This window comes from Zhongshania sp. R06B22, from assembly GCF_040892595.1.
Taxonomy (GTDB): Bacteria; Pseudomonadota; Gammaproteobacteria; order Pseudomonadales; family Spongiibacteraceae; genus Spongiibacter; species Spongiibacter arctica.
Genome location: NZ_JBFRYB010000001.1, coordinates 1,792,070 through 1,819,044 on the forward strand (window position 1 = coordinate 1,792,070; position 26,975 = coordinate 1,819,044).

A 26,975-nucleotide genomic window follows, 5' to 3' on the forward strand; every position below is an offset into this window, starting at 1 on the left:
ACCCTTAGTGCTCACTGCCAGGCGCAATAAAGCGACTTTCGACGGTGACAGTTTTATCCAGATTATCGGTGGCGGCGGCAATAAAACTGACGGCTACCGATGGTGTTTTTAAACTACCCGGTTCGGCTAGTAATTGGATGTTCAATTCGCGGACTTCACCGCTCTCAACTCTTAGCGCTTTGCTGCCCCTAAGTTGAAGTTCTGCCGTGCTGTTAATACGCAGTTGATAGTCGTGATCTTGTTCGGTTTTGTTGGCAATTCTTAAGGTATAGCGGTTTTCGATTAAACCATCAACGCTCTGGAAGTATAGGGCTTGGCGATCTCGCAATACGCTGAGTACCAGAGTGTCGCGGGTAATCATGCGGTAGCCAAGTAGCGAGCACATGATCAGCACAGCAATAACATAGCCGACAAGTCTGGGCCTGATGATGCGCAGTGGCTTGCCGCTTAGGGCGTTTTCGGTGGTGTAGCTAATCAGACCCTTGGGGTAGTTCATTTTTGCCATGACGGAGTTGCAGGCATCCACGCACAGTGCGCAGCCTATGCACTCGTATTGCAGGCCGTTGCGAATATCGATGCCTGTCGGGCAGACTTGCACGCAGAGCTGACAGTCAATGCAATCGCCTAGTCCGACCTCAGCAGATGTCTCATTGCGCTTGCGTGAGCCCCGAGGATCACCGCGCGCGCTGTCGTAAGAGATGATGAGGGTGTCGCGGTCAAACATGGCCGACTGAAACCGCGCGTAGGGACACATATGCATGCACACCTGCTCGCGCATCCAGCCTGCGTTTAGATACGTTAGCAGGGTGAAAATGAAAATCCAGACGCCGGCCCAGGCGCTGACCGAAAGGCTAAATAGGCCGTAGCCAAGCTCATCAATAGGGGTGAAATAGCCGACAAAAGTAAAGCCGGTGAGAAAGGCAAATCCAAGCCACATACCGTGTTTGAGAAATTTCTTGAGCGCTTTACTGGGTGTCCAGGGCGCTTTGTCGAGCTTTATACGTTGATTGCGGCTACCTTCAACGCGTTGTTCTATCCACATGAAAATACTGGTCCACACGGTCTGTGGACAGGTATAGCCACACCACACACGGCCAGCGAAGTTGGTTACCGCAAACAGGCCAAAAGCCGCAATGATCAACACCCATCCCAGCATCGACATATCTTGGGGCCAGAATGTCAGCCCCAGAATATGAAATTTACGTGCAGGTAGGTCGAACAATACTGCCTGCCGGTCGCCCCATTGAAGCCAAGGTAGCAGCAAGTAGCCCATTAACAGTGGCCATCCGGTAAACATCCGCAGCCGTTGAAATAAGCCCTCGATCTTGCGGGTGTAAATCTTTTCCCGCTTTTGATAAAGATCGATTTCCGACACTTCCGCTGGCGCAAATTCGTGCACCGAGATTAAATCGGGATCAGTGTTCGATACCTCTTCACTGCTAGCGGGCGTGATGTAAGGGGGCTTGCTAGTCACGTATTGCTACCCCTTATGGTTTAGCCTTGGCAGGTGATACTGGATTCGATAGCGAGTAAACATAAGCCGTTAACAGGTGAATCTTGTCAGCGCTCAAGGTTTCGCCTTGGGCAGGCATTTTGCCGTTGCGCCCCAATGCAAGGGTCTGTTTCACTTGGCCGGGATCACCGCCGTAGAGCCAGATGTCATCGTTGAGTCTAGGTGCGCCCATTAGTGGGTTACCGCTACCATCAGGCATATGGCAGGCAGCACATAGCATCGCAAATTTCTCGGCAGCAGCGGGGTATTGTTCAGCTGCATTTCCCTTGGACAGAGCGACCACATAGCCCGTCATATCTGTTAGGCCTTGTTCGCCTAATATTGACTCCCAAGCTGGCATCATGCCGTTGCGGCCAGCGGCAATGGAATGTTTTATTTCCTGGGCGCTACTGCCGTACAACCAGTCCTTGTCGGTAAGGTTGGGGAAACCGTAGCCGCCCTTGGCCTCAGTACCGTGGCAAATAGCGCAGTTGTTCGAGAATATCCGTCGGCCCAAGCGCATTGCCTTATTGTTTTCAGCGAGTTGCTCCACTGGGGTGCTGACGTAGCCTGCATAGAGTTCAGCTGTTTTTGCATCTGCCTTGTCAACATCTGCTTGCCATTGACCGACCGAGGTCCAGCCCAGTACACCTTTGAAATTACCCAGACCCGGGTAGGCAATCAGATAGCCGACTGCAAACACGATGCTGATAACAAACATTTTGAACCACCAGCTTGGCAGGGGATTGTCGTACTCCTCGATGCCGTCATAAACATGGCCGGTGGTTGGGTTTTCTTCATCTTTGACGGTGGTAGTACGGTTGGCTAGCAAAAGCCAAGTCACAAGTACCAAGGTGATCACCGTCAATATGATGATCCATGCGCTCCAAAAACTAGTCATTTTTATCCCCATTTGGCGTCTTCTTGAGGTCGTCTTCGCCATCCTCAACGAAGGGTAGATTGGCCGCGTCGTCGTAGTAGGAATTGCGTTTTCGATACACGCTTATCGTTAAACCGACAAACGCGAGGAAGATCAATAGTGTTGAAATTGCCCTTAGGCTGTCTTGGTCCATATCCCGCTCCTCAGCGCTTGTACTTCAACAGCGTACCCAATTGCTGCAGGTAGGCGACGACGGCGTCAATTTCAAGCTGGCCGTCAACGATTTCTGCGGCACCGGCGATATCTGCATCGGTGTAAGGCACGCCCACTTTGCGCAGCGCAGTCATTTTTTTGCCCACTAGCTCGGCGTCAATGACGTTCTGGAACAACCAGGGGTAGCTGGGCATAATCGATTCCGGCACCACATCGCGGGGATTGTATAAGTGAGCGCGATGCCATTCATCGCTGTATCGCTCGCCAACACGCGCTAGATCAGGCCCGGTGCGCTTGGAACCCCAGAGGAAAGGGTGTTCGTAAACGTGCTCACCCGCCACGGAGTAGTGGCCATAGCGTTCGGTTTCGGAGCGCAGTGGTCTGATCATCTGTGAATGACAAACATTACAGCCTTCGCGGATATAAATATCACGCCCGGTCAACTCCATGGCGCCTAGGGGTTTTAAGCCTTCAATCGGTTCTGTAGTTTGCTTCTGGAAAAACAGCGGAACCAGTTCAACCAAGCTGCCAAAGCTGATGGCAACGATGATGAAGACAATCATTAGGCCGATATTTTTTTCGACGATTTCGTGTTTCATGCTGTTGCCTCCGCGGTGACGGCAGTGGACGCAGTTTGTTCTTTACGAATGGTCATCCACACATTCCAGGCCATGATTAGCATACCGACAAAGAACATGCCGCCGCCTAAGAAGCGCACTAGATAACCGGGGTGACTGGCGACAACAGATTCAGCAAAGCTATAAGTTAGGCTGCCATCGCTGTTATAGGCGCGCCACATTAAGCCCTGGATAATGCCGTTGACCCACATAGAGGCGATGTACAATACGGTACCGATGGTTGATAGCCAGAAGTGCAGATTAATGGCGGGAATGCTGTACATTTTTGCGCGGTGATACAGCACCGGCACCATGTGATAGACCATGCCGATAGAAATCATCGCCACCCAGCCCAGTGCGCCGGAATGAACGTGGCCGATGGTCCAGTCGGTATAGTGCGACAGTGAATTGACTGTCTTAATAGACATCATCGGGCCTTCAAAGGTGGACATGCCGTAGAAGGACAGAGACACCACCAGAAAGCGCAGAATTGGATCGTCGCGCAGTTTATGCCAAGCGCCAGACAAGGTCATAATGCCGTTAATCATGCCGCCCCAAGACGGCGCCAGCAGAATTAATGACATTACCATGCCCAAGCTCTGAGCCCAGTCAGGCAGTGCGGTGTAATGCAAGTGATGAGGGCCGGCCCAGATGTATACCGCCACCAGTGCCCAGAAGTGAACGATCGACAAGCGGTAAGAGTAAACCGGACGTCCAGCCTGCTTGGGCACAAAGTAATACATCATGCCCAAAAAGCCTGCGGTCAAGAAAAAGCCTACCGCGTTATGGCCGTACCACCACTGAACCATGGCATCTACCGCGCCCGCATAGGCCGAGTAGGATTTGCCGAGGGTTACGGGGATGGCCATGCTGTTGATGATGTGAAGGACCGCAATGGTGATGATAAAGGCGCCGTAGAACCAGTTAGCGACGTAGATGTGTTGGGTGCGGCGTTTCATTATGGTGCCGAAAAACACAATGGCGTAGGCCACCCAGACCACGGTAATCAGAATATCGATGGGCCATTCAAGTTCGGCGTATTCCTTGCCGGAGGTCATGCCCATAGGCAGGGTAATAGCCGCCAGCACAATCACCAGATTCCAGCCCCAGAATACAAATGCGGCGAGTTTCTTGGCGAATAGCTCAGCCTGACAGGTGCGCTGCACCACGTAGAACGAGGAGCCTATTAAGGCGCTGCCACCAAAGGCGAAAATAACGGCATTGGTGTGCAGCGGTCGCAGGCGGCCGAAGCTTAGCCAAGGAGTATCGAAATTCAGCGTTGGCCACACCAGCTGACCGGCGATCAGCAAACCGACAGCCATGCCGACGATGCCCCAAACCACGGTCATGATGATGAATTTTCGCACCACATCGTAGCTGTATACAGGTGCAGGGAGATTAGATTCCATGAAAGGATCCTTCAACATTTAAAGTAAAACGGTTCAGTGCTAATACAGCGCAGTGGTGGCAAAGCCGCCACCGCTTCTTAAGTATTAGGCGTCGATAAATACCGGCGCCATGCCCATGTCCCAAAGTATTACCACGGCACCCATCAGGGACATGAAGATAACCATGCAAATACCAACCACGGCAGAGGCGTATAAAAAGCCTCTTTCTTTGGGTATGTTCATCACTTCAGGAATACCGACATATAGCAGGTAGACGGCCCAGCCAAGGCTGCCGATGCCAATCAGTAAATCCACCCAGAAAACTGGATAAAATCCGATGAGCCCAGCGAAAAAGAGGGGGGTGGCGGTGTAGCTAGCCACTACGGTGCCTTTCAAAAAAGACGATTTGCTGCCGTAGGTTTCCGCCATCCAGTGGATGAAGTAACCAATAACGGCAAGGGAGCAAAGCATGGCTATATAGAACGCGATGTTGATATGCAGCGCGCTCTCCTTTGTCATCAGGATTGTCTCGCCGTCACCGACGGTCCAGCCTATTTGACTGGTACCGTAATACCAGGCGACACAGGGGCCTATGGCTAGAATCACGGGGTATAGCAGCTTAGTCAGAAGCTCATCGTCGTTGAGTAAACCAACGGCTCGCCACTGCGCACGCGTATTGAATAAAAATCCCAAGGGATTACTGGTGAATGTCGCCACGGTCTCCGTCTCTCCTTGTAAGTGGAGTGGTTGCGAGGGAGACAATATCAGGATCACTATCGTCAGATGTTGATCCTGATCAATAGTGCGTGCGCTAAAGGCTTAAATTTATTGAGGCTGTGCGTAAGGTGCGTTTACTCGGCGAGGTTGGCGAGTTTTCGTAAAGCAGCAATATCCATGACGGTGACATCTTTATTTGATACCGAAATAAGTTCTTGCTTGGCAAAGCGGCTAAATACCCGGCTGACGGTTTCAATGGTCAGGCCGAGAAAGTTGCCGATGTCGCTGCGTGACATGGGAAGTCGAAAGGATACCGCCGATAAGTGCAAGCGGGCATGCCGTGCTGAGATGCTAACAAGCAGAGAAGCCAGTCGCGCCTCTGCCGAGTTTTTGCTTAGCAGGGTGATATGTCGTTGATCTTCTACAATTTCTTGGCTGAGTAATTTGAAGAAATGCTTTTGCATGGTGGGAAGCTTAACACTGAGTTCTTCTATGCGGCTAAAAGGGATCTCGCAGATCGCTGAGACGTCCATCGCTTGGGCTGAGTTGGCGTAGCGATTCTGGCCGATGCCATCCATGCCGACAATTTCGCCGGGAAAATAAAAACCAGTGACTTGTTCTTCGCCGTTATCGCTTACGCTGTAAGCTTTTATCGAACCGGAACGAACCGCATAAATGGATTGGAAGGTATCACCTTCGCGATATACATGCTGTCCCTTTTGCAGTGGGCGGCCTCTTTGTACAATATCGTCCAGCTGTACTATTTCTTCCCTCTCTAGAGCCAAAGGTAGGCAAATACTGCTTAAGCGGCAGTTGCTGCAGCTTATCCCTTGGTCGTGTGGGCAGCTATGTTGTTTGCTTGCAGTCTTAATCATGGACAAATAAACCCGAAACTTTTTAAGCACTTTGAAAGGCGATGAACAGCTTGCCAGTGGCCTAGCTTATTGTAAACTAACAATAGGCTAGCTAAAAAGTCTTACAGGGTTTTTGAGTATGCCGAGGTCTCTGCATCAAGATAATTATCAAACACCATGCAAATATTCCTCAACAGATTACGGCCAATGTCAGTGACTATAATGCCCTGCTCAGACAGTTTGAGAATGCCATCGTGTTCCAATTCCTTTAGTGCGTCAAAGTTTGTTTTAAAGTGCCCGCGGAAATCGATTCCGAAGAGATGCCGGAAAGTGTCGAAATCCAAGCTGAGATTGCAAATAAGCTGCGAAATAACATAATTCCGCAGCCGATCTTCCTGATTCGATATCAAGCCCTTAGCTACCGGTAAGTGGCCGTTGTCCAATGCATCATAGTAGTGGTGAAGGTCTTTGTGATTCTGGGAAAAATTCCCAAGAATCGAGCTAATAGATGAGGCTCCCATGGCCAGTACATCTGGCGCAAGGCAGGTCGAATAGCCCTGAAAGTTTCGTTGCAGTCTGCCCTCTGTCTGGCAGATCGCTAAGCTGTCTGCCTTTTTAACAAAATGATCCATGCCAATGTGGACATAGCCCGCCTGGGCGAATTTTTCAGCTGCTAGACACAGCATTTCCAGCTTTTGGTCGCTATTGGGTACCGTGTGCCTGTTGATAGCGCGCTGGGCGGGAAACCGTTCTGGCATGTGGGCATAGTGGTAGAAAGCGATCCTGTCGGGCGATAGAGAAATAACGTCATCTAAGGTTTGCGTCATAGTAGAAAGTGTTTGCTTGGGCAGCCCGTAAATTAGGTCTATGGCAATGGAGTTAAAGCGGTAGCTCCGGGCCTGCGCCATTAATGACTTGAGCTGCTGAAAGTCATAACGCCGGTTCACGGCGGCCTGCACGTTGGGGTTGGTATCTTGAACCCCAAAACTTAGGCGATTAAAGCCCAGTCCTCGCAATAGCGCCAGACGATCGCCATCGACCGTGCGAGGGTCAATTTCAATCGAATACTCCCTCTCACTGTCATCATCAAGATTGAAGTGGCTTGCCAGCGAGTGAATTAATTCTGTTAGTTCTGCGTCGTCGAGAAAGGTTGGGGTGCCACCGCCGAAATGTAGCTGAGTAACGTGGCGTCGATTGCCAATTTCCTTGGAGAGCATCTCAATCTCCCGGTTTAGGTAAGCCAGGTAGTGCTGACTCACAGTCGGGTCTTTGGTAACAATCTTATTACAGGCGCAGTAATAGCATAGCCACCGACAGAACGGCACGTGAACATAGAGAGATAAGGGGGCGTCACTTTTCCGAGCTTCGCGTAATAGTTTTCGGTATTCTTTTTCGGTGAAATCAGTGTTGAATTGCAAAGCGGTGGGGTAGGACGTGTAGCGCGGGCCTGGGCCGCTATATTTAGCGCTCAAGGTCTTGTTTATGCCATTTAATAACACCGGGCTAGCCTCGGGCGCAGGGTGATTACTTGTATTGATAAGATTCATATTAATGGAGTCCCGTACCGGTAAAAGCATGCTTAGCTGTTATAGATTCGCAGCGCAGGATGTAGCCTTCGTCAATTGACTGTGAATCTCGGAACTTGAGTTGGCTAGCCACTTTGGCATTAACCTCATCCCAGTCGGCGTTGCTAAACAGCTTGTCAATTAGCGAGAAAATGCTGCGTTCAGCATGGATATGCGACATTTGCTCCGCGTGGTACTGCCGACCTAGCCTCATAGCTTGCGGCGATGGCACCATATTCGCGGCTTGGTACTCACCGAATACATAGGCCATTTGCGCACTTAGGGCTTCCAGTCTAGGGTGGGCATGAAGCAGTTCTTCAATGGCAGGATGGTTAACATTAGATTTGGTGAGTAATTGCTTGAAAATGATATCTTCCACTGGGTGGTGCCAAGCCTCTGGGTAAGTCTGGATATAATCGAGTATCTCCAAGACTTGATCATAATTGTGTTTGCCCGTCTTAAGCCCGACAAATTTGTCGAGCTCTCTGTTCAGTAAATACATAAGCCGCAGTATACGGCGATGATCATTTTCGAGTTGATCCAGTAAATGATTCATATTAGTTCCAGATGTTTTTTGTGAGGCTTGCCAGAATCCACCGTAGCAAAAGTCTGCGATTAGACTTTTGATATGTATCAATAGGGCGGTCGAAAACTGGCTTTGTCGGAGCTTGCTTGTCGCATTTTCTGCGGGTGTGCGCTTATCTTGCCTTGACTAAAATACCGACTATATTGATGAGGCTCGGGGCTGAGCATTGGATAATGTGTGTCGATTGTTAAAAAATGCTCAGAGTCCGCTGTCTGTCTTGATAGCTGTCAAAATGTTTGGCCCATAGAAGATATTTCCCTAAGCGTTCAGGAGCATAAATGTCCTTACATCAAACAAAACTTGAGATGGTTGGCGTTGATTACTGTGTTGAGCAAATTATCGAGCGCTTAGGAAAAGACTTGCGTGTCGCGATGCCCTTGGGCTTAGGCAAGCCGGTCGAGCTAATAGATGCCTTGTATCGCCGAGCTAGCAGCGATCCCAGTATTTCATTGACGATTTTGACTGCGCTGAGCTTAGCGCGCCCGCGTGAAAGTGACCCCATTCGGGGGCGTTTGCTTAATCCTGTCTTTGATCGACTCTATGCCAAGTACAGTGAGCCGCTGTATCTACAGGCTGAACGCAAGGGCGAGATGCCGGCAAATATTCAGCTTTGCGAGTTTTATTTCAAAGCGGGCAGTCGCCTAGGTCACGTATCTGCGCAGCAAAACTATATCAGTTCAAATTATACCCATGCGGCAAGAGATGTGGTGGCACGAGGCTGCAATGTAGTGATCCAGCTACTTTCGCAGGAAGGCGAGGCTCTCAGTATGAGTTGCAACCCCGACACCTCGGCTGAAGTGGTGGCGCGATTGAAACAAGCCAAACGCGATTATGTTGCGGTTGGGGTTGTGCATCCCAGCTTGCCATTTATGTACGGCGACGCCGAAATTGACCCAGCACAGTTTGATTTTTTAGCGCTAACAAATAGTGAGCAACACGATTTATTTCAAGTGCCTCGCCTGCCCCCGATTCCCGATGCTGATTACGCCATCGGTTTGCGTGCCAGTACCTTAATCAGAGATGGCGGCACCTTGCAGCTGGGTATTGGTGCAATGGGTGACGCAATTGTTCAGTCAGTATTGCTCCGTCATCAACGCAACGCCGACTACCGCGAACTACTAAAGAAATTTGACGTTGATTCGAACAGCGCGGATTTAGTGGATGCCATCGGCGGCCGCAATACTTTTGAGCAAGGATTGTACGGCGCCACTGAAATGTTTGTAGAAGGTTTTCTACATTTATTTGAGGCCGGCGTACTGCGCCGCCGTGTTTATGACTTTTGGGCACTGCAAGAATTAATTAATTTGGGTCAGTGTAATCCCTTAGCGTTGACACCTGACTGCTTAGCTTTGCTGGCAGAATTGGGGGTGCGAGAATTACGGGGTAAAGATTTCGATACCCTGCAGTACCATGGTTTTTTTAATGACGAATGTCGCTATAGCGAGGGCCAGTTATTTTCGCCGCAGGGTGAAAGTTGTCCCGCGAATATGGCAAACCCCGATAGTCAAAAATTTATGGCCGCACATTGTTTAGGTTCGCAATTACGCAATGGCAAGGTGATGCACGGCGGTTTCTTTTTGGGCAGTGGTGAATTCTATCGTGCTTTGCGCGAGATGCCTGAAGCACAGCGTCGGCAGTTGGCTATGTGTGGGGTGGAAAAAATCAATCAGCTAGACAACAACCCACGTTTATATAAATCACAGAGGCAAATGGCCCGCTTTATCAATACCGGCTTGAATGTGAGTCTTAATGGCGCGGTCGCTTCAGATACCTTGGAGAGCGGTCAAGTTCTGTCGGGTGTGGGAGGGCAGTATAATTTTGTGGCTATGGCGCATCAGTTAGAGGGCGGTCGTTCGGTGCTGATGATTCGCGCGACTCGTTCGCAAGGCGGTAAAGCGGTGTCAAATATCGTCAGCCACTACGGTGCATGTACCATTCCACGTCACTTGCGGGACATTATTGTTACTGAATACGGTGTTGCCGATTTGCGCTCTAAAACCGACGAGGAGGTGTGCATCGCATTGATTAATATTGCTGATTCGCGCTTTCAAGCTGGCTTGCTCGCTGAGGCGAAGGCTGCGGGTAAATTGTCTGCTGACCATCGGGTGCCGCAAGCGTTTTCTAATAACTTGCCTCATATTATCAAGGCCAATGTGGCGTGGGCGCGGGCAAAGAATATGATGCCAGCCTACCCTTTTGGCTGTGACTTTAGCGAGGGAGAGTTGGAAGCTGGGATAAGCTTAAAGGCGCTTGCGAGTATGACTTTGAGTCAAAAACTAAGCACCTTTATTCACGGTGGTAGGGAGACAGATACCTCACGTCGGGTGCTGGCAGTATTGGGTTTACAGGGTGCTTTGAATGGAAAAGAGCGCCTGCTAAAGCGTCTATTGGAGGGCGTAAACAATAAAAACTAGGAGTTTTATCTCTAACGATTTAAATAAATTGCGATGGCTGTCACAAATCTAAGGCTTAGTTACTACTGAGAATATACTATAAAAAGCGCGCAACTCATTGTTTATGTTAACTATAAAAGTAGGTGTGGGGCGAATTTAAGTGCTTATACGCACTGCCAATTGCTTTGGATTTTCACTACTCTAGATGTCAGGATCATTGTTACTGCCGCTAAGGAGTTGTCTGCAGAAGACAGTTTGAGCGTAAGTTGAGCAGTAACATCGTCAAGCTCAGTAGGTGTATTGTGAATATTAAATTAGCAAGCTATGTTTTGTGCTCATTTTTCAGTGTGTCGGCCATGTCGGCGTTCGCAGAACCAGAGAACTGTTTAGATTGGGACGTGCAAACGTTCCCGGCTACCTCGGAACAGTCGAGTTGTTCCTATTTTAATCACGATAAAGTTTCTACGCGCTTTACCGTCCACAATGCTTGCGATATTAAAGTGAGTGGTGTTTTCAGTTACTACAAAGATGATATAGATAAGCAGGCGATAGTGAGCGTGCAGTCTTTTGCAGTAAGCCCCGGAAGTAGCCAAGAGATAGCCAACCCCTGTGGCATACAAAACAGTGCCGCTTACAAGGTGTCGCAAGTGACGTTTTAAGCACAGATTATGTGGAGCGCTAAGCCATAAAAAAAGCCCTGACAGAAATGTTAGGGCTTTTTTTATGGCTTAGCACTTCGAACCGCTTCTTGTCTCACGCTATAACAACAATGTTACAGCGTGAGAGCGGCGCAGATGGGCCAAACTTAGCGCGTAGTGAAACGATCCAGTGGCATCGCCATAACGCTGTCAGTGCTGCTATTCATGCAGGCAGCGTGACCTTTAGCGCGCGGTAGTAAGCGCGAGAAGTAAAACTCTGCAGTTTCTAACTTCGCTTCGTAAAAGTCTTTATCACTGCTACCTTCTGCTAATTTCGCAGCGGCCACTTCGGCCATCATCGCCCAGTAGTAGGCCATAGAAAGGTAACCGCTATACATCAAAAAGTCGTAAGACGCAGCGCCAACGGCATCGCGATTCTTTGAGGCGCGTGCAACCATTTTAACTGTGTGCCAGTTCCACGACAGTGTATAGCCGATTAATTTGGCTGAGTAACCGCGACGCTTGCCGCTGATTAAATTCTTAAAGCCAAATTTATAAAGCTTTTTACAGAAGCCGCCGTAGAGTTTAAAGCTGTCTAGCACTACTTTGCGACCGATAAGATCCATGGCTTGAATACCAGTGGTGCCTTCGTACAAGGTGGCAATACGGGCGTCGCGGTAAATCTGTTCCATGCCGTGTTCTTTAATGTAGCCGTGACCACCAAATACCTGCATGGCGTTGCTGGCAGACTCAAGACCGGTTTCGGTTAGGAACGCTTTTAAAATCGGAGTTAAGAAGCCCAGTTCGTTTTCTGCTGCATCGCGATCTTCTTGAGAATCTGCTTGTACCATGCGGTCAGAATATTTAGCTGCATCATAAATCATGGCGCGGCCACCTTCGGCAAAGGCTTTCGCTGTCAGCAGCATACGACGTACATCGGGGTGATGAATAATCGCATCGGCTGCTTTTTCTGGGTTTTTAACACCAGACAAAGAGCGCATCGAGTAGCGATCTAGCGCATAAGGAAGGGCATTTTGGTAAGCAAGTTCTGAGGCCGCCAAGCCTTGAATTGCGGTACCGATACGTGCGGTGTTCATGAAGGTAAACATTGCATTCAGACCTTCGTTCTCTTTGCCGAGCATATAGCCGGTTGCTGAGTCGAAGTTCATAACGCAGGTAGCGTTACCGTGAATACCCATTTTGTGTTCAATGCTGCCGCACTTCACACCATTGCGGTCGGTGATGGTGCCGTCTTCGCTGGTGTTAAACTTAGGGACAATGAAAAGTGAGATCCCTTTGGTGCCTTCGGGTGCGCCTGGGGTACGGGCAAGTACAATATGAATAATGTTGTCTGCGAAGTCATGTTCACCGGCAGAGATAAAGATTTTGGTGCCATCAATCTTGTAGCTACCGTCGTCTTGGGGCTCGGCTTTACAGCGCATTTGGCCTAGGTCTGATCCACAGTGAGCTTCGGTCAAACACATGGTGCCAGTCCACGTGCCTTCACATAACTTAGTTAGATACAGTTGCTTTTGCTCTTCCGTGCCGTGCACGTACAGCGTGTTCATTGCGCCCAGGCTGAGACCGGGGTACATACCCCAGGACCAGTTAGCGGTGCCAACTAATTCAGATTTGATCAGACCCATCGACATGGGCAGGCCTTGGCCGCCGTATTCAACAGGGTGTGACAGGCCTTGCCAGCCGCCTTCAACCCACAATTTGTAGGCTTCTTTAAAGCCGTCTGGGGTGGTGACTACACCGTCATCCCACTGACAACCTTGGTCGTCACCGGACTGGTTTAACGGAGCCAGAACTTCTTCGGCAAATTTTGCCGCTTCGGCGGTGATGGCTTCTATCATATCTGGTGTCGCTTCAGCGCCAGAAGGGATAGTTTGGTAGTGGGCGTTGAAGTCCAGTAATTCATTGATGACGAAGTTGATATCGCGCACTGGAGCTTTATATACGGTCATAATATGCCTCTGCTATTCCCGTGTATGGGGGATCAATTACGCAGCGGATCATAGCGGATGCTGCTGTGGGGTAAATTGGCCGCTTTGTGTCTAGAAGATGACGCTTCGGTCAATGGTCTAAGAATCCAAAATATAGGCCATTAAATTGCGTCATTGTTTTAGTGAGCGATTGCGCTCGCAAAGGCTTGAGCCACTTGGACTCTAGCGCGATACTGGGATGATTCCGAAGGGAGGGTAATAAGAAATGCAAGTTGATTACACTGTGTGTTTTGAAAGACATCCTTTGCCCGCAGGGGGCTATTTGGCGCAGCTTACACTCAATGCACCTCGGCGTGTGAACGCCCTGACGCTTGAAATGGTAACGCTGCTCTTTAAGTTGCTACTTGAAATTCGCGACGACCCCGAGGCTGTAGCGGTATTTTTGGACGGCGCTGGCGAGCGCGGCTTTTGTGTGGGTGCGGATGCTCGGCGAATACGTGAATCTGCCCTTGCTAATCCCGGTGGCGCGGCAGTGGAAGCAGATTCCTTCTTTGCTTATGAATACGCGGCAGCACATTTAATACACCGTTTTCCCAAGCCGGTGATTTGCTGGGGAAGTGGCATTGTGATGGGAGCGGGTCTGGGTTTGATGGTTGGCGGCAGCCATCGCATTGTCACCAGCAGCAGCGCGCTGGCAATGCCTGAAATTAGCATTGGGCTATTTCCCAATGTCGGCGCGAGTTGGTTTTTGGGACAAATGCCTGGTTCAACAGGGATATTCACGGCCTTAACCGGCGCGCATCTGTCTTCGGCAGACGCCTTATACGCAGGCTTGGCAGATTATTGTTTATCCGATGAAAGTAAGGCCGAGGTACTGCGCAAGATTATCAATATAGATTGGTGTGATGATGCTCAGTGGAATGCAGAGCATTTAACGGAGTGTCTTACCGATATCGAAGTAGAGCAGGGTGTGGTGCTGTCACAAGCGTCATTGAAGGACCATCGTCCTTGGATTGATAAGGTGTGCGGGCTGGCGACCCCCGCGGCGGTAGAAAAAGAGATTTGTCGCTACCGAGGCAATAGCGAGTGGCTGCAGCGCGCAGCGCAGGGATTGACGCGGGGGGCATCGAGCACCGCTAAGTTGATTTTTCGACAGTTGGAGCTTAGCCGCAATTTGAGCCTGGCTGATGTCTTTAAGATGGAGTTGGTGTTGTCGTCAAATCGGGTGCGCGACCCAGAGTTTGCCGAGGGTGTGCGCGCCCACTTAATTGACCGTGATCGAGATCCACGCTGGTGTTACAAAAGCATTGCTGAGGTGCCAGAGTTAGAAATTGATGCCTTGTTTACGTCGCCGTGGCAGCAAAATCCGCTGGATGAGTTATTTTCGCGTTAGGGTGTAAGACAGCGCTTTTTATCTTGATAGGCCTAGATACAGACGATGTGGAAGTTAGTCCATAAACGATTTGAATAGCGCCAGCGCCAAGGACAAACCGACTAAAGGCAGAATCCAGCGGCGAATTTTTGACTGCTGTTCGGGTGATGGTTGGGGGCCGAAACGCTCGATCAAAGGCACTAATACCATTAGTGCAATAAATAGAATCGCCAATATTGTTAATAGGTTTGCCATGAAGGTGCTCCGCGTAAAAAGTGGGCCGCCTGATTCACAGCAAATGATTGCTGTGAGCGTAGGGGCTGATGAGTACCAGCCCCTATTCTACCTATTACTGCTAAGGATTACTTCTTGAGGATAACCGAGGAACCGTGGCCGAAGAGGCCCTGATTGGCGGTAATGCCCACCTTGGCATTGGGCACTTGCCGATCGCCTGCTTGACCACGCAACTGCCATGTTAATTCGCAGATTTGCGCCAAGGCCTGTGCGGGTACGGCTTCGCCAAAGCAGGCTAGACCGCCGGAGCTATTTACCGGTAAGCGACCGCCGAGTTTGGTGACGCCTTCGCGAACCAGTTGGGCGGCTTCGCCGCGTGGGCATAGCATCAGGTCTTCGTACCAGTCTAATTCCAGCGCCGATGACAGATCGTAAACCTCGGCGAGGCTGACATCTTCAGGTCCAATGCCGGCTTGTTCGTAGGCTTTTTTCGGCAGTGCGGCGCGAAAGCTATGCGCTTCAACACCTGCGGCTGCCGCCGAATCGGTGGCGATGTCTGGCATTTCAACCACTGAGCTGGCGAAAGTAGGGGTGACGGTTGATACCGCGGCGACCCTAACGGCATTGGCTTTGCCGATACGTTTGGCGTAATCCATACTCGATACAATCATTGCTGCGCCGCCGTCGGAGGTCGCGCAAATTTGCAGCAGACGCAAGGGGTCGGCAACCATGGCGGAATTTTTAATGTCTTCCATAGTGAATTTTTTCTTGTAGCGAGCGTTGGGGTTAGTAAACCCGTTTTCGCTATTTTTAATTTTCACTAGTCCAAAATCGTCTTCCGTATCGCCGTATAGATCCATGCGGCGGCGGGCATACATGGCGAAGTAAGTTGGATTGGTAATACCTAAATAGAAGCGTAACCAATCTGGGTCTTCCGGACGATAGCCCTTAGCTGGGGCTAAAAAGCCCTTTGGGGTGGTGTCTGCGCCGACGACTAAGGCAACTTCACATTCGCCCGACAGGATTTTTGCTCTTGCCGCTGCTAAGGCTTGCGAGCCTGATGCGCAGGCTGCGTAAGAGGTATTCACTTGCGCGCCTTGCCAGCCTAATGCCTGGGCAATAGTCGCACCCGCAACATAGCCTGGATAGCCGCAACGCATGGTTGCCGCGCCAGACACAAATTGCACATCTTGCCAGGGTATACCGGCGTCTTTAAGTGCTTCGCGAGCTGCATGTACGCCGTATTCGCTAAAGTTGCGGCCCCATTTACCCCATGGGTGCATGCCGACGCCCAGTACTGCAATATCTTGACTCATTCTACGTTCTCCTTGGGCGGTATTTAGCGCTGTGGCTGCCATTTCCAGGTGACTTTGATGGCATCGTCATCTTCGTGCAGGGTTTCAAGCACTAGCTCTGCGGTTTGCCCCACTTTTAATTGATCAACATCCACGCCTTTTACAACCTGACCAAGAATGATCATTTGTTCTTTTTCCAATTCAACTGCCGCAATGGTGTATGGCACAAAGGGCTCATCGGCAATAAAGGGTTCAGGCGGCTTGTAGCAAGCGTTGGTATAAGACCAAATTTTGCCTTGCCGGCTGAGCTCGACCTCGCTAAATGCGGTGCTATCGCAGGCCGGATTCTTACAGTAGCTAAGTGTTTTGGGGAAATAGTATGTGCCGCATTGGTCGCAGCAGGCGCCAATAAGGTGCGGGGTGTCCGTGTTGAGTGTGAACCAGCCTTCTATGGCGGCCTGCACGGGTTTATTACTCATTGTGAATCTCCACCGAATGGACGGGCGACGCGCAGCAATGTGCTTATTAGGGCTGGGAGTCTGTCTCGTATAACCGACAAATCATCGCAAGATCAGTGACTTGGCACTATCGTCTGAATGGCTGATAGGTGATCTGCCGCACGCTGACTGCAATTGTCACTGGGGTGAGTGAATTTGCAATTGTTGTCATCCCGCCAAGGCCTATCATTGGCCTCATAAGCATAAACAGATAAATCTAAGATTTTTAAGCCTAAATTAGGGGACGGCAATGAAAGTTGAGTTTACCGCAGCGCAGGATGCCTTGCGCAAAGAACTGCGGACCTATTTTGAAAACCTGATGACCCCAGACCTGAAGGCGGAGTGCGACGAAGCCATGGGCGAGGGCGGTGGTCCGCTATGGCGTGAAGCCCTGAAAAAAATGGGCAAGGACGGCTGGATTGGGGTTGGCTGGCCCAAGGAGCTGGGTGGTCGTGGCATGAGTCCCATCGAACAATTCATCTTTGTCGAGGAAGTCATGCGGGCAGGCTATCCCTTTCCGTTTCTTACTACTGAGTCGGTGGGGCCTCAGTTGGCCGAGCATGGCAATGAGCGTCAGAAGCGTGAGATTGTGCCGAAAATACTGGCCGGTGAATGTTTGATCGCCATCGGCTATTCAGAAGCGGGTGCGGGTACTGACCTCGCCAGTCTTAAAACTAGCGCAGTGAAAGATGGCGATGGCTGGCTGATTAATGGCCAGAAAATGTGGACTAGCTTGGCGCATTTTTGCGACTACGTTTGGCTGGCCTGCCGCACAGATCCTGACGCCGCTAAACCCCATAAAGGCATTTCTATGTTTATGGTGCCGACTAGCGATCCAGGTTGGAGTTGCAGCCCGGTTATTACCCTAGGCGAAGTGCGAACCAATGCGACCTTCTACGACAATATTCGGGTTGCCGACGACGCCATGGTTGGTGAACTCCACGGCGGTTGGAAGCTCATTACCAGTCAGCTAAATCGTGAGCGTTTAAGCTTGGTTAACTTTGGTCCCACCGCAGAAATGTTTAATAACATTGTGCGCTGGGCGCAGAAATTGGACACGGCGGATGGCGGCAAATTAATCGATGAGCCCTGGGTACAAATTAATCTAGCCAAGGTGAGGGCGGGCGTCGAGGCCCTGAAGCTGGTTTGTTACAAGCAGGCGTGGGCAATGACCGAGGGCAATTTGGAAATGGCAGATGCTTCTGCAGCCAAAGTGTATGGCTCTGAATTTTTCATAGAAGTGTATCGCCTATTGGGTGAGGTGATTGGGGAGGCCTCCTTGATTAGTCGTAGAACCGACGGTGCAAATCCCATTGCCGCGCGAATTGAGCGGCTATACCGAACCGCATCAATCATTACCTTCGGTGGTGGTACTAACGAAATACAACGCGATATTATTTCTGCGGCGGGTTTATGGATGCCGCGCGCATCACGTTAATTCTGCGCAATAAGATATAGAGGATTAGATCATGGATTTCGGATTTTCTGAGCAGCAGCGTGACGTGCAGAATCTAGCGCGAGATATTTTGAATGACAATGTCAGCGCGGAATCATTGAGCCAGTATGACGATTATAAAGCTGAACGTTTTGATCGCGACTTGTGGAAAAAGCTCGCCCAGGCGGGACTGCTGGGCGTCGCAATAGATGAAGAATACGGTGGTATGGGTTTTGGTTTTTTTGAGTTGGCCCTACTGCTAGAAGAAGCGGGTCGCACCATTGCGCCGCTGCCTTTAATGTCACATTTGATTTCAGCGGCACTGCCCATTCAAAAATTCGGCAGTGATGTTCAAAAACAACAATGGTTGCCCGGTGTAGTCAGCGGCGAATCTTTATTAACCGCCGCTTTAAGTGAGGCCTATAACGATGATCCGGCTCAGCCCTGGCTGACGACTGCCAAGGCTGAGGGCGACAGCCTAGTGATCAGCGGTGAGAAAACCAATGTGCCGTTTGCACATATCGCCAACAGAATACTACTTGCAGCAAAAACCAGTGACGGCCTTGCTGTTGTTTTGCTCGACCCGAAAGCAGAGGGCGTGACCCTTAGCGCCCAGCAGGTCACTACTTATGAGCCGCAGTTTGTGCTGACTTTGGATAATGTTCGAGTGGACGCGGCTGATATTTTGGCGACAGGTGTTGATGGCCAAGCGGCGATGCAGTGGATTGCTGAATGCAGCACGGTCGCATTGTGTGCCCATCAGCTTGGCGCCAGCGATAAGGCCATGCGCATGACGGCGTCATATACCGCCGAGCGCAAGCAATTTGGCGTATTAATTTCAACCTTTCAGGCTGTGGGGCATCGCGCTGCTAACTGTTTTATCGACGTTGAATGTTTGCGTTTGAATACCTATCAGGCGATTAGTCGCTTAGATGGTGGTTTGGACGCCACCAACGAAGTGCAGATCGCTAAGATATGGGCTGGTGATGTGGGCCATCGCGTTAGCTACGCGGCGCAGCATTTGCACGGTGGAGCCGGTATTGATCGAGATTACCCGCTTTGGCGCTATTGTCTTTGGTTGCGCCATAACGAAATTGCCTTGGGTAGCTCGGCAAAAACCTTGGCGAAGCTGGGTAAGCGGATTGCGGCTGGTGAGGCATTTTGTAGTTAATAGACGTGAGTATTGTTGTTAGTAAGCCGCCTTCGGGCGGCTTTTTTGTGGGCGCTAGTACGTCGGGCGTTCAGCAAAGGCTTGTATGCTAAGTAATACTCAGCCGGATTTACTTAACAGCCATAGACAATGGGTGTTAGCATCATGCGATCAATGTATTAGTTGATATCTGACTTTCTGAGTCGAATATAACAATGGGACAATAAGAATGAGTCACATACGCAGTATTGTTGCATGCCTGTTTGCCACTGGTTTTATCAGCGCTGCGGGCGCTACCGAAACCGGCAATATCATAGGCGAGGTTGGTTTTGTTGATGAGGAAACTGGCGTCACCGTCGAGTCGATTGAGCGTGGAGAAATATCGGGTGAATACCGGGTATTAATATCGCTGCCGCGTAAAGGCGACTCCCCGGCAATGGAAATTGAAGAAATATTGGTCACCGCGCCGGCATTAAAGTCAGAAGATGCCGCTCCGCCGCCACGCTATGAGTTTGTAAAAGACTATAGTGAAGATCGCTACGGATTTTATGTGTATATCGGTAAAAGCCGAGAGTGGCCCTTCCGTATTTATTTTAAAGATCATGACAGCGACCTAATTCATAATCGCTAATGTAAACTCGTTCAGCACATATTATTACAGTGTGTATTCACCGAGAATTCCTAGCTGCGTTGCATCATTAATAATGGCTGACCCCTTAGGGTTTTCCATTATCAAAATTCATATCAAATGTAAGGTGTCATGGGCATGGAATGGACACGGGACCGTATTGTAGTAAGTGACGGAATTGAATTAGCCTACGAAGATATTGGCGAGCCCGACGCGCCGGTAATTTTGCTTATCATGGGTTACGCCAGTCAGTTAATAGTATGGCCGGAATCGTTTTGTCATTTGCTTGCAGAGGGCGGTTATCGCGTCATTCGTTTCGATAATCGCGACGTTGGTTTGTCCTCTAAAATAGATGACGACAGGCCGCTAAATATTATTGGCTTGCGGCTGCGCCAACAATTCAAGTTGCCATTAAATGTGGCGTATACCTTAGATGATATGACCGCAGATACGGTTGCGCTGCTCGACGCGCTGAATATTTCTAGGGCTCACATTGTGGGCGCATCGATGGGCGGTATGATTGCACAATTGATGGCGGCTAATTATCCCGAACGAGTCAGTTCGCTGGTGTCGCTGATGTCTAGTTCCAGTTTTGGCGGCATGAAGCCCAAAGTGCTTTGGCATATATTGAATAAGGCGGCTCCCGATCGCGAGTCGCAAATTACCCACTCCCTAAAAACGTGGCAATTAATATCTAGCCCAGAACTCGGTGATCCAGAGCAACAGTTGCGGGCGCGAATTGAAGCGGCTTATGACCGTGCTCATCACCCCGCAGGTAAGGCGCGCCATATGGCTGCGATAATGGCCAGCGGTAATCGTCAGAAGTTACTTCATAAGATTAAAAGCCCGACCTTGGTGATACACGGTGACAAAGATCCTATGTTGCCGCTTAAAGGCGCGAAAGATACCGCGCGCCGCATCCCCAATGCCCGCCTCGAAATTATTGAAGGGATGGGCCACGACTTACCCGAAGCGCTGCTAGACGAGTTAGTGAGTTTGATCTTGGGGCATGTGCAAGGCGCCGATGCCGAGGCCTAAGTACTGATTAGTCTCGCTGAGTTAGGGTGTTATGTTTGGTGTATTACGCGATCTCGCTCAGTGTCTCGGGTCTTGGCTTTTTGCCTAAGCCTAAAAAATAACGGTTAGCTCAGAATCGGAGCTGAATCGCATAAATAACTCCTATCTACGATGCCTTTTTATCACAAGCAGATTGACGTGCGGAATAGCTCGCGGCCATAATTGAGCACAACTTAATAAATGGACTTGGCAGATGTTGACTATTCAGAGTTTAAAATATTTTCATCATTTAGGGCGTTCCTTGGCCGCGATTTGCGCAGCATTAATACTGTCTGCCTGCGCGACAGAATCGCATCAGGTAGTGCAATCTCAGACCGTCGCTAGTTATGGCACAGCCTACTCAGGCAGCAAGCAGGTGCTGGTGGTTGGTCAGTTTGATAATCGCTCAAATTATCTGCAGGGTATTTTTAGTTCTGGTTCCGATCAGCTGGGTAATCAGGCAAAGACCATCTTAAAAACCCATCTTCAGCAAACCAATCGCTTTACCGTCGTTGATCGCGAAAATATGGCGCGTATTGCTGAAGAAGCAAAGCTTAGCGGCGTAAAACAAAAACTGAGTGGTGCGCGCTTCGCAGTCACTGGTGATGTTACTGAGTTTGGTAGAAAAACTACTGGTGATCAGCAGTTATTCGGAATATTGGGTTCGGGCAAAACTCAAACGGCCTATGCCAAGGTGTCGATTAATATCGTTGATGTGACTACATCAGAGATTGTTTACTCCACTCAAGGTGCTGGTGAATATGCGCTGAGTAACCGCGAGGTGGTTGGTTTTGGCGGTACCTCAGGCTATGACGCCACACTAAATGGCAAAGTTCTCAATTTCGCCATCACCGAAGCCGTTAATAATATGGTTCGCGATTTAGAGGCTGGAGTTTGGTCGGCTGCTAATTAACAGGAAAGGATTCCGATGAAAAATATTATTTTAGTCAGCGCCTTAGCGCTGGCCTGCTCTGCTTGCGTGCCTGCCCAGAAAACCATGTATTACTGGGGTAGCTATGAAGACCTCATCTACAAGATGTATGTCAAACCCGGCGAGGCACCACCGGATCTGCAAATTCAAAAATTGACGGAAGATATCCAGCGAGCTCAGGACAATGGCCAAGCCGTGCCTCCGGGGGTGTATGGCCATTTAGCTTATATGTATAGCGCCGTGGGTAATCTGCCACAGGCGACGACTGCCTTTCTCCAAGAAAAAGCGCTGTACCCAGAATCGGCAGTCATGATCGACGGGTTTTTATCACGCTTACAGCAGCAAGGAGCGCGATAATGAACAGGTCGATAATCAGTAAAGCAGGTCTTTTTGTGCTGTTGGCCTTTTCGCTTGCGGCTTGCCAAGTTGCACCATATGACTACTCAGCACTCGAAGCGAATAAACCGCGCTCTATTCTTGTTATTCCGCCACTCAATGAATCAGTAGACGTCAATGCTCCCTACACCTTTATTTCCACGGTGTCTAAGCCGCTTGCAGAGAAGGGCTATTACGTTTTTCCGGTAGCTGTTATCGATCAATTTTTGAAAGAGAATGGCTTACCTTCACCCGGTGAAATGAATAGTGTGCCACTGCAAAAGCTGCGTGAGATTATCGGTGCTGATGCGGTTTTATATACCACCATTAATCAATGGGGACAGAAGTTTCAATTGGTGAACTCAGCGACCATTGTGGATTCCGAGCTTAAGCTGATTGATGCGAGGTCTGGTGAGTTATTGTGGACAACGCGTGCGTTTGCCCAACAGTCATCCGGTGATGGTGGCGGTGGCTTAGCCGGCGCCATAATTGGGGCAATTGTTGAACAGATTGCCGGTTCCATTGTTGATCGCACACCAAGCCTTTCATCTGCGGCTAATGCGCTAGCCATTAATGCCCCGAATCAAGGTTTACTGCCCGGCCCCTATCTTCCTGTAGAGAACCATCCTGAGTGAAAATCGATTGGTTCTGAGCGGGTATTCTGAGCGGAAAAGCCCTGCGGCATGTGCCAAGGGGCGTCCGTTATTACTGATCAGGTCAATGGACGGTTGCACTCAAAGGTATTGATTTCTCGCGGATACGCTAAGAATTTAGAGTGACATATTGTCGTAGTGCCTGGAGTTTTAGCTATCTTGAGCGATCAGTATAAGATTACTCAATACACCAATTTAACTGATTTAAAGCAGACCTTTTTCAATTTGTCGCTTAATCCATTTTGCGGAATTTGCCGTTGCATGGGCGCCGGTTTGCTCGGCCACTAAATCGGCCGCCAGCACGAGCTTGGCTAAGTCGATACCAGTATCAAAGCCCATTTGATTTAACATGAGCACCACGTCTTCGGTGGCGACATTGCCCGACGCGCCGGGTGCAAAGGGGCAGCCGCCAAGGCCGCCAATCGAAGAATCAAATTTACGTACACCACACTCAACAGCAGCGTACACATTGGCGACGCCCATTGCGCGGGTATCGTGAAAATGGCAGGACAGGCGCTGTGCACCAAACTCCGCGACTAGCTTGCTCATAAGTGACTTCACCTGCGCTGGTGAGGCCGCGCCAATGGTGTCGGCTAATACCACTTCGGGGGCGCCGGCGGCGAATAATTCAGCGCATAAGTCGATCACAGTTTTCTCAGGTATCAAACCTTCAAAAGGACATTCCCAGGCGGTAGCAATGCAGGCGAGAGTGCGAAAGTTATCCGCTTGAGCTCGGCCCAATACGTCTTTGGCAAAGCTCAAGACTTGGGCGTTGTTCATGCGAATATTTTTTTCGTTCATGGTGTTGCTGGCGGCAATAACCAGGCTAACTGTGTCGATGCCAGAGGCTTTGGCTAAGTCATACCCTTTGAGATTAGGGATGAGCGCAGAGAAGTGAAAATCGCCTCTAGGCAGTGCGGCGATGACCTCCGCTGTGCCACGCATGGCTGGCACTGCGGTAGGAGATACAAATGAGCCCACTTCAATATGTTTTACACCGGCCGTGAGCAGTGCTCGAATTAAGGCCACACGCTGCTGCGGTTCAAGTGTTACCGCTTGATTTTGCAAGCCATCGCGGGGACCAACATCGTTAATTATAATTTTTTCAGCCATGGCGTCATCCGCTATTTTTTTGGTGTGTTCTTAGGCAATGATACCCGCTGCTTTTAGTCTCGCGGTATCCGCTGGCGAGTACTTGCTTAATTCTGCCATCAGTTCATCAGTATTTTGGCCTAGTAGCGGCGCCGCAGAGAAGGATTCTTCATTGCTGCGTGACAGTTTAATGGGATTGCCCGGACCCTTGGTGCTTGCACCTGAGGGATGCTTTAGCTCAACGACCATATTGCGATGCTGCACCTGAGGGTCGTTTAAGGCCTGCTCAAAATTATTAACCGGTGCTACTGGAATCCTTGCGTCATTTAATTTTGTTAGCCAGTTTGCCGTGCTGTCGAGGCGGAAAATATCGGCTAAGGTCTGGTCAATTATTTCTTTGGCTGCCAAGCGTCCTGGCTGGCTGTCGTACTTGGCGCTATTAAGGGCTGGGCAGTTCACCAAGTCTTTTAGCTTGTGCCAGAAATTATCTGTGAGCACACAAATCACAAGATGGCCGTCGGCGGTTGGGTAGCTATTGTAAGGCACGTGCACAAAATGACTATTGCCGATAGGGTGCGGGTTCTCGCCCGACAGGTGATACATGGTGGCCATGTAATTTAGTAATGAAATCTGTACATCGAGCATAGAGATATCAACGTGCTGGCCAACGCCGGAAGTATGACGTTCTATCACTGCGCTCAGTATTCCCATAATGCCAAACATACCACCGCCTAAATCGCCGATAGGTATACCTGCTCGCATGGGCTGGCTGGCATCTGTGCCGGTAATGGACATGCCGCCACCATAGGCCTGGGCTACTTGGTCGAAGGCCGGTCGATTTGCACCGGGGCCGTCTTCGCCAAACCCGGTAATTGAGCAGCTAATAATGCGCGAATTGACCTTTGCCAAATGTGGGTAATCAATTTTGAGTTTGGCGGGGACGCCAGCGGCAAAATTATTAATCACTATATCGGCGGTTTTAACTAAATCGTAAAAAATATCTAAACCTTCAGCACTTTTTAAATCGATAGCGATACTGCGTTTATTGCGATTTAGAGTGATGAAATAGGCACCCATACCGTCTATGGAATGCCGGGGGTCGTTGGCCAGCAATTTGCGCGTGCCTTCGCCGCTGATCGGTTCCACTTTGACGAGATCAGCACCGAGGTCAGCCAGTGTCATAGTGCAAAACGGGCCCGACAGCATATGGGTTAAATCCAAAATGCGCAGGCCCTTGAGGGGTTTATTCATAGCTAGCTCAGGTCTTTTGAGTTGATGCCTTATCCGGCGCTGACGACTGATCCGCCGTCGATAACCAGCAATCCGCCAGTCATATACGACGATGCGCGTGAACATAAATAAATGGCGGTACCCGCAGCGTCTTCCAGCTTGCCAGCGCGGTGCATGGGAATACTGTTATTCAGTGCTTCTTCGTCTTCCATTAAGAAAGCGGTCATATTACTGGGGAATAAGCCGGGTGCAATGGCATTCACATTGATATGGTCTTTAATCAAGCTAGCACCCAATTGCTGGGTGAGTTGCAGCACGGCCGCCTTGCTAGCGGAGTAGGAAAAAGTATTCTGATGTGAGTAGCGCAATGCGTAGATGGATGCCAGATTTACAACCCGTGCAGGTTCGTCTTTAGTTGCCGCGCTGCGCAGCAAGGGCAGTAATTTTTGGGTGAGAAAGAACACCGATTTTACATTGAGATCCATGACCTTGTCCCAGCCGCTTTCCGGAAACTCATCGATAGGCGCGCCCCAGGTTGCCCCTGCGTTATTAATCAGAATGTCTAGTTTACTCTCTCTGCTTATCAGCTCATCAGCTAACTGTTTAATACCATCTAATTGAGATAAGTCTGAGGGAATGGCGATACACTCGCCCAGCTCAGACAGCCGAAGGCAGGTCTCGTTAAGTTCTTTGGCCTTGCGTGAGGTGATATAGACCTTGGCGCCGGCGCGGACAAAGCCCTCAGCGATCATGGCACCAATGCCTCGCGAGCCGCCAGTGACTAGGGCGGTTTTGCCTGCAATCGAAAATAAGTCCTGCATAAAAACTCCTGTTTGCTCTATTTATTAGCGTTGGCGATATTGTTCTTCACCGAAGGAATATGACCACGTTTTCTCGTCTAATTCCATTTTAAAATTAGGCGGCAGCTGATAGACCCAGCCATGAATGACGTCCTTGCCTTTTTGTACTGCAGGTCGTTCTTCAATGCGTTTAAACCAGTCGTGCAAACGGGGGAAGTCTTTGTCGAGATGAATATCAATTAAGGATAAGCAGCGTAGCCAAGGCCAGCAGGCAATATCGGCGATAGAGTAGTCGCCAGCCAAATAGTCTTGCTGTTGGAGCTGAGTTTCCAGCACGCGGCATTGACGTAGGCTTTCGTTAACATAGCGTTCCCGCGCGTAATCCTGCGGAACGCGCGCATAGCGAATAAAGTGATGCGCTTGTCCCTGTAAAGGACCAACACTTGATACTTGGAACATCAGCCACTGCAGTTGCTGAAAGCGGGTTGCGGGGTCTTGCGCCATCAGTTTGCCGGTTTTCTCGGCGAGATAGAGGAGGATAGCGCCGGTCTCAAAAATCACCATTGGCTCGCTACTGCCTGAAATAGGGTCGTGGTCTACTAGCACGGGTAATTTATTGTTGGGGTTGAGCGCCAGCAATTCCGGCTTAAATTGGTCTCCTATGCTGATGTCGTAGGGAATGACATTGTATTCTAGGCCCAGTTCTTCCAGGGCAATTGAAATTTTATGGCCGTTGGGCGTAGGAACGGTATGCAGGTCGATCACGATGCGACTCTCCTTATTTAATTGTCAATTATATTGACATTATGGGCATGTGAATGTCCAGTGGAATTTCTTCGATTTGGGCTTTCATCGAGCGCGGAATAGGGCACTTGACGGCAGCTTGTGGACGCGTTAATAATGTAAACATAATTGACAATATAAATACTCAGAGT

Annotated in this window: 27 protein-coding genes; 10 read left to right on the forward strand and 17 right to left on the reverse strand. The window is 49.9% G+C overall.

Annotation, left to right across the window (positions count from 1 at the left end; all coding sequences use genetic code 11):
- Positions 1-4 precede the first annotated feature (4 nt).
- From ccoG to AB4875_RS08165, 9 genes are all read right to left on the reverse strand, one after another.
- Positions 5-1,474, reverse strand: a complete 1,470-nt coding sequence (ccoG, locus tag AB4875_RS08125) for a cytochrome c oxidase accessory protein CcoG (protein ID WP_368375558.1) — start codon at positions 1,472-1,474, stop codon at positions 5-7.
- 13 nt (positions 1,475-1,487) lie between these two features.
- The gene (gene ccoP / locus AB4875_RS08130; protein ID WP_368375559.1) at positions 1,488-2,393 is read right to left on the reverse strand and encodes a cytochrome-c oxidase, cbb3-type subunit III; all 906 of its coding nucleotides are present in this window, start codon (positions 2,391-2,393) and stop codon (positions 1,488-1,490) included.
- Entirely contained in the window at positions 2,386-2,565 is a 180-nt protein-coding gene (locus AB4875_RS08135; RefSeq protein ID WP_368375560.1) for a cbb3-type cytochrome oxidase subunit 3, read from the reverse strand. The genes ccoP and AB4875_RS08135 overlap by 8 nt, the downstream gene beginning before the upstream one ends.
- 10 nt (positions 2,566-2,575) lie before the next feature.
- Positions 2,576-3,184 (reverse strand): cytochrome-c oxidase, cbb3-type subunit II, encoded by a 609-nt coding sequence (gene ccoO / locus AB4875_RS08140; protein ID WP_368375561.1) that lies wholly within the window; start codon positions 3,182-3,184, stop codon positions 2,576-2,578.
- Positions 3,181-4,611 carry a cytochrome-c oxidase, cbb3-type subunit I gene (gene ccoN / locus AB4875_RS08145; RefSeq protein WP_368375562.1) on the reverse strand — a complete coding sequence of 477 codons (1,431 nt, stop codon included), beginning with the start codon at positions 4,609-4,611 and terminating at the stop codon, positions 3,181-3,183. The genes ccoO and ccoN overlap by 4 nt, the downstream gene beginning before the upstream one ends.
- A gap of 84 nt (positions 4,612-4,695) precedes the next feature.
- Complete coding sequence (locus tag AB4875_RS08150) at positions 4,696-5,307, reverse strand: Yip1 family protein (RefSeq protein ID WP_368375563.1); 612 nt, start codon at positions 5,305-5,307, stop codon at positions 4,696-4,698.
- Between the two features lie 134 nt (positions 5,308-5,441).
- A complete protein-coding gene (gene fnr / locus AB4875_RS08155; RefSeq protein ID WP_368375564.1) occupies positions 5,442-6,182 on the reverse strand; it encodes a fumarate/nitrate reduction transcriptional regulator Fnr in 741 nt (246 codons plus the stop codon).
- Positions 6,183-6,283: 101 nt separating this feature from the next.
- Entirely contained in the window at positions 6,284-7,708 is a 1,425-nt protein-coding gene (gene hemN, locus AB4875_RS08160) for an oxygen-independent coproporphyrinogen III oxidase (RefSeq protein ID WP_368375565.1), read from the reverse strand.
- 1 nt (position 7,709) lies between these two features.
- Positions 7,710-8,282 (reverse strand): hemerythrin domain-containing protein, encoded by a 573-nt coding sequence (locus AB4875_RS08165; RefSeq protein ID WP_368375566.1) that lies wholly within the window; start codon positions 8,280-8,282, stop codon positions 7,710-7,712.
- Positions 8,283-8,590: 308 nt separating this feature from the next.
- On the opposite strand from AB4875_RS08165, the gene AB4875_RS08170 reads away from it, so the two are divergent.
- Both AB4875_RS08170 and AB4875_RS08175 read left to right on the forward strand, forming a co-directional pair.
- Entirely contained in the window at positions 8,591-10,726 is a 2,136-nt protein-coding gene (locus AB4875_RS08170; RefSeq protein ID WP_368375567.1) for an acetyl-CoA hydrolase/transferase C-terminal domain-containing protein, read from the forward strand.
- A 281-nt stretch (positions 10,727-11,007) separates the two neighbouring features.
- Positions 11,008-11,364, forward strand: a complete 357-nt coding sequence (locus AB4875_RS08175; RefSeq protein ID WP_368375568.1) for a hypothetical protein — start codon at positions 11,008-11,010, stop codon at positions 11,362-11,364.
- A gap of 146 nt (positions 11,365-11,510) precedes the next feature.
- On the opposite strand, the gene AB4875_RS08180 is transcribed toward AB4875_RS08175, so the two are convergent.
- Positions 11,511-13,313, reverse strand: a complete 1,803-nt coding sequence (locus AB4875_RS08180) for an acyl-CoA dehydrogenase C-terminal domain-containing protein (RefSeq protein WP_368375569.1) — start codon at positions 13,311-13,313, stop codon at positions 11,511-11,513.
- A gap of 244 nt (positions 13,314-13,557) precedes the next feature.
- On the opposite strand from AB4875_RS08180, the gene AB4875_RS08185 reads away from it, so the two are divergent.
- Positions 13,558-14,685 (forward strand): enoyl-CoA hydratase/isomerase family protein, encoded by a 1,128-nt coding sequence (locus AB4875_RS08185; protein ID WP_368375570.1) that lies wholly within the window; start codon positions 13,558-13,560, stop codon positions 14,683-14,685.
- Positions 14,686-14,739: 54 nt separating this feature from the next.
- Here AB4875_RS08185 and AB4875_RS08190 read toward each other — a convergent pair whose 3' ends face one another.
- The 3 genes from AB4875_RS08190 to AB4875_RS08200 form a co-directional block, all read right to left on the reverse strand.
- Positions 14,740-14,919, reverse strand: coding sequence for a hypothetical protein (locus AB4875_RS08190; RefSeq protein WP_368375571.1), 180 nt, complete (start codon positions 14,917-14,919; stop codon positions 14,740-14,742).
- 107 nt (positions 14,920-15,026) lie between these two features.
- A complete protein-coding gene (locus AB4875_RS08195; RefSeq protein WP_368375572.1) occupies positions 15,027-16,214 on the reverse strand; it encodes a lipid-transfer protein in 1,188 nt (395 codons plus the stop codon).
- A 23-nt stretch (positions 16,215-16,237) separates the two neighbouring features.
- Entirely contained in the window at positions 16,238-16,672 is a 435-nt protein-coding gene (locus AB4875_RS08200) for a Zn-ribbon domain-containing OB-fold protein (RefSeq protein WP_368375573.1), read from the reverse strand.
- 268 nt (positions 16,673-16,940) lie between these two features.
- Between AB4875_RS08200 and AB4875_RS08205 the strand changes: the two genes are divergently transcribed.
- From AB4875_RS08205 to AB4875_RS08235, 7 genes are all read left to right on the forward strand, one after another.
- A complete protein-coding gene (locus AB4875_RS08205) occupies positions 16,941-18,128 on the forward strand; it encodes an acyl-CoA dehydrogenase family protein (RefSeq protein ID WP_368375574.1) in 1,188 nt (395 codons plus the stop codon).
- A gap of 31 nt (positions 18,129-18,159) precedes the next feature.
- Positions 18,160-19,296 (forward strand): acyl-CoA dehydrogenase family protein, encoded by a 1,137-nt coding sequence (locus AB4875_RS08210; RefSeq protein WP_368375575.1) that lies wholly within the window; start codon positions 18,160-18,162, stop codon positions 19,294-19,296.
- 208 nt (positions 19,297-19,504) lie between these two features.
- Complete coding sequence (locus AB4875_RS08215) at positions 19,505-19,906, forward strand: hypothetical protein (RefSeq protein WP_368375576.1); 402 nt, start codon at positions 19,505-19,507, stop codon at positions 19,904-19,906.
- A 135-nt stretch (positions 19,907-20,041) separates the two neighbouring features.
- Positions 20,042-20,941 carry an alpha/beta fold hydrolase gene (locus AB4875_RS08220; RefSeq protein ID WP_368375577.1) on the forward strand — a complete coding sequence of 300 codons (900 nt, stop codon included), beginning with the start codon at positions 20,042-20,044 and terminating at the stop codon, positions 20,939-20,941.
- 232 nt (positions 20,942-21,173) lie between these two features.
- Positions 21,174-21,872: a CsgG/HfaB family protein gene (locus AB4875_RS08225; protein ID WP_368375578.1), complete on the forward strand. Its 699-nt coding sequence runs from the start codon at positions 21,174-21,176 to the stop codon at positions 21,870-21,872.
- A gap of 15 nt (positions 21,873-21,887) precedes the next feature.
- Entirely contained in the window at positions 21,888-22,247 is a 360-nt protein-coding gene (locus AB4875_RS08230) for a DUF4810 domain-containing protein (protein WP_368375579.1), read from the forward strand.
- Positions 22,247-22,900, forward strand: a complete 654-nt coding sequence (locus AB4875_RS08235) for a DUF799 domain-containing protein (protein WP_368375580.1) — start codon at positions 22,247-22,249, stop codon at positions 22,898-22,900. Before AB4875_RS08230 ends, AB4875_RS08235 begins: the two co-directional genes overlap by 1 nt.
- A gap of 222 nt (positions 22,901-23,122) precedes the next feature.
- Here AB4875_RS08235 and AB4875_RS08240 read toward each other — a convergent pair whose 3' ends face one another.
- Genes AB4875_RS08240 through AB4875_RS08255 form a run of 4 tightly spaced genes read right to left on the reverse strand, consistent with a single transcriptional unit; the run spans position 23,123 to position 26,805 of the window.
- The gene (locus tag AB4875_RS08240; RefSeq protein WP_368375581.1) at positions 23,123-24,031 is read right to left on the reverse strand and encodes a hydroxymethylglutaryl-CoA lyase; all 909 of its coding nucleotides are present in this window, start codon (positions 24,029-24,031) and stop codon (positions 23,123-23,125) included.
- 30 nt (positions 24,032-24,061) lie between these two features.
- Positions 24,062-25,261, reverse strand: coding sequence for a CaiB/BaiF CoA transferase family protein (locus AB4875_RS08245; RefSeq protein ID WP_368375582.1), 1,200 nt, complete (start codon positions 25,259-25,261; stop codon positions 24,062-24,064).
- Between the two features lie 29 nt (positions 25,262-25,290).
- On the reverse strand, positions 25,291-26,061 hold the full coding sequence (locus tag AB4875_RS08250) for an SDR family oxidoreductase (RefSeq protein ID WP_368375583.1): 771 nt from the start codon (positions 26,059-26,061) through the stop codon (positions 25,291-25,293).
- Positions 26,062-26,085: 24 nt separating this feature from the next.
- On the reverse strand, positions 26,086-26,805 hold the full coding sequence (locus AB4875_RS08255) for a glutathione S-transferase family protein (protein ID WP_368375584.1): 720 nt from the start codon (positions 26,803-26,805) through the stop codon (positions 26,086-26,088).
- Positions 26,806-26,975 lie beyond the last annotated feature (170 nt).

What these genes read in the sequence shown, in the direction of transcription:
- ccoP (WP_368375559.1), bottom strand. Translation starts at nt 2,393, where the DNA reads ATGACTAGTTTTTGGAGCGCATGGATCATCATATTGACGGTGATCACC.
- AB4875_RS08135 (WP_368375560.1), bottom strand. Translation starts at nt 2,565, where the DNA reads ATGGACCAAGACAGCCTAAGGGCAATTTCAACACTATTGATCTTCCTC.
- ccoO (WP_368375561.1), bottom strand. Translation starts at nt 3,184, where the DNA reads ATGAAACACGAAATCGTCGAAAAAAATATCGGCCTAATGATTGTCTTC.
- ccoN (WP_368375562.1), bottom strand. Translation starts at nt 4,611, where the DNA reads ATGGAATCTAATCTCCCTGCACCTGTATACAGCTACGATGTGGTGCGA.
- fnr (WP_368375564.1), bottom strand. Translation starts at nt 6,182, where the DNA reads ATGATTAAGACTGCAAGCAAACAACATAGCTGCCCACACGACCAAGGG.
- hemN (WP_368375565.1), bottom strand. Translation starts at nt 7,708, where the DNA reads ATGAATCTTATCAATACAAGTAATCACCCTGCGCCCGAGGCTAGCCCG.
- AB4875_RS08165 (WP_368375566.1), bottom strand. Translation starts at nt 8,282, where the DNA reads ATGAATCATTTACTGGATCAACTCGAAAATGATCATCGCCGTATACTG.
- AB4875_RS08170 (WP_368375567.1), top strand. Translation starts at nt 8,591, where the DNA reads ATGTCCTTACATCAAACAAAACTTGAGATGGTTGGCGTTGATTACTGT.
- AB4875_RS08180 (WP_368375569.1), bottom strand. Translation starts at nt 13,313, where the DNA reads ATGACCGTATATAAAGCTCCAGTGCGCGATATCAACTTCGTCATCAAT.
- AB4875_RS08185 (WP_368375570.1), top strand. Translation starts at nt 13,558, where the DNA reads ATGCAAGTTGATTACACTGTGTGTTTTGAAAGACATCCTTTGCCCGCA.
- AB4875_RS08190 (WP_368375571.1), bottom strand. Translation starts at nt 14,919, where the DNA reads ATGGCAAACCTATTAACAATATTGGCGATTCTATTTATTGCACTAATG.
- AB4875_RS08195 (WP_368375572.1), bottom strand. Translation starts at nt 16,214, where the DNA reads ATGAGTCAAGATATTGCAGTACTGGGCGTCGGCATGCACCCATGGGGT.
- AB4875_RS08200 (WP_368375573.1), bottom strand. Translation starts at nt 16,672, where the DNA reads ATGAGTAATAAACCCGTGCAGGCCGCCATAGAAGGCTGGTTCACACTC.
- AB4875_RS08205 (WP_368375574.1), top strand. Translation starts at nt 16,941, where the DNA reads ATGAAAGTTGAGTTTACCGCAGCGCAGGATGCCTTGCGCAAAGAACTG.
- AB4875_RS08210 (WP_368375575.1), top strand. Translation starts at nt 18,160, where the DNA reads ATGGATTTCGGATTTTCTGAGCAGCAGCGTGACGTGCAGAATCTAGCG.
- AB4875_RS08215 (WP_368375576.1), top strand. Translation starts at nt 19,505, where the DNA reads ATGAGTCACATACGCAGTATTGTTGCATGCCTGTTTGCCACTGGTTTT.
- AB4875_RS08220 (WP_368375577.1), top strand. Translation starts at nt 20,042, where the DNA reads ATGGAATGGACACGGGACCGTATTGTAGTAAGTGACGGAATTGAATTA.
- AB4875_RS08225 (WP_368375578.1), top strand. Translation starts at nt 21,174, where the DNA reads ATGTTGACTATTCAGAGTTTAAAATATTTTCATCATTTAGGGCGTTCC.
- AB4875_RS08230 (WP_368375579.1), top strand. Translation starts at nt 21,888, where the DNA reads ATGAAAAATATTATTTTAGTCAGCGCCTTAGCGCTGGCCTGCTCTGCT.
- AB4875_RS08235 (WP_368375580.1), top strand. Translation starts at nt 22,247, where the DNA reads ATGAACAGGTCGATAATCAGTAAAGCAGGTCTTTTTGTGCTGTTGGCC.
- AB4875_RS08240 (WP_368375581.1), bottom strand. Translation starts at nt 24,031, where the DNA reads ATGGCTGAAAAAATTATAATTAACGATGTTGGTCCCCGCGATGGCTTG.
- AB4875_RS08245 (WP_368375582.1), bottom strand. Translation starts at nt 25,261, where the DNA reads ATGAATAAACCCCTCAAGGGCCTGCGCATTTTGGATTTAACCCATATG.
- AB4875_RS08250 (WP_368375583.1), bottom strand. Translation starts at nt 26,061, where the DNA reads ATGCAGGACTTATTTTCGATTGCAGGCAAAACCGCCCTAGTCACTGGC.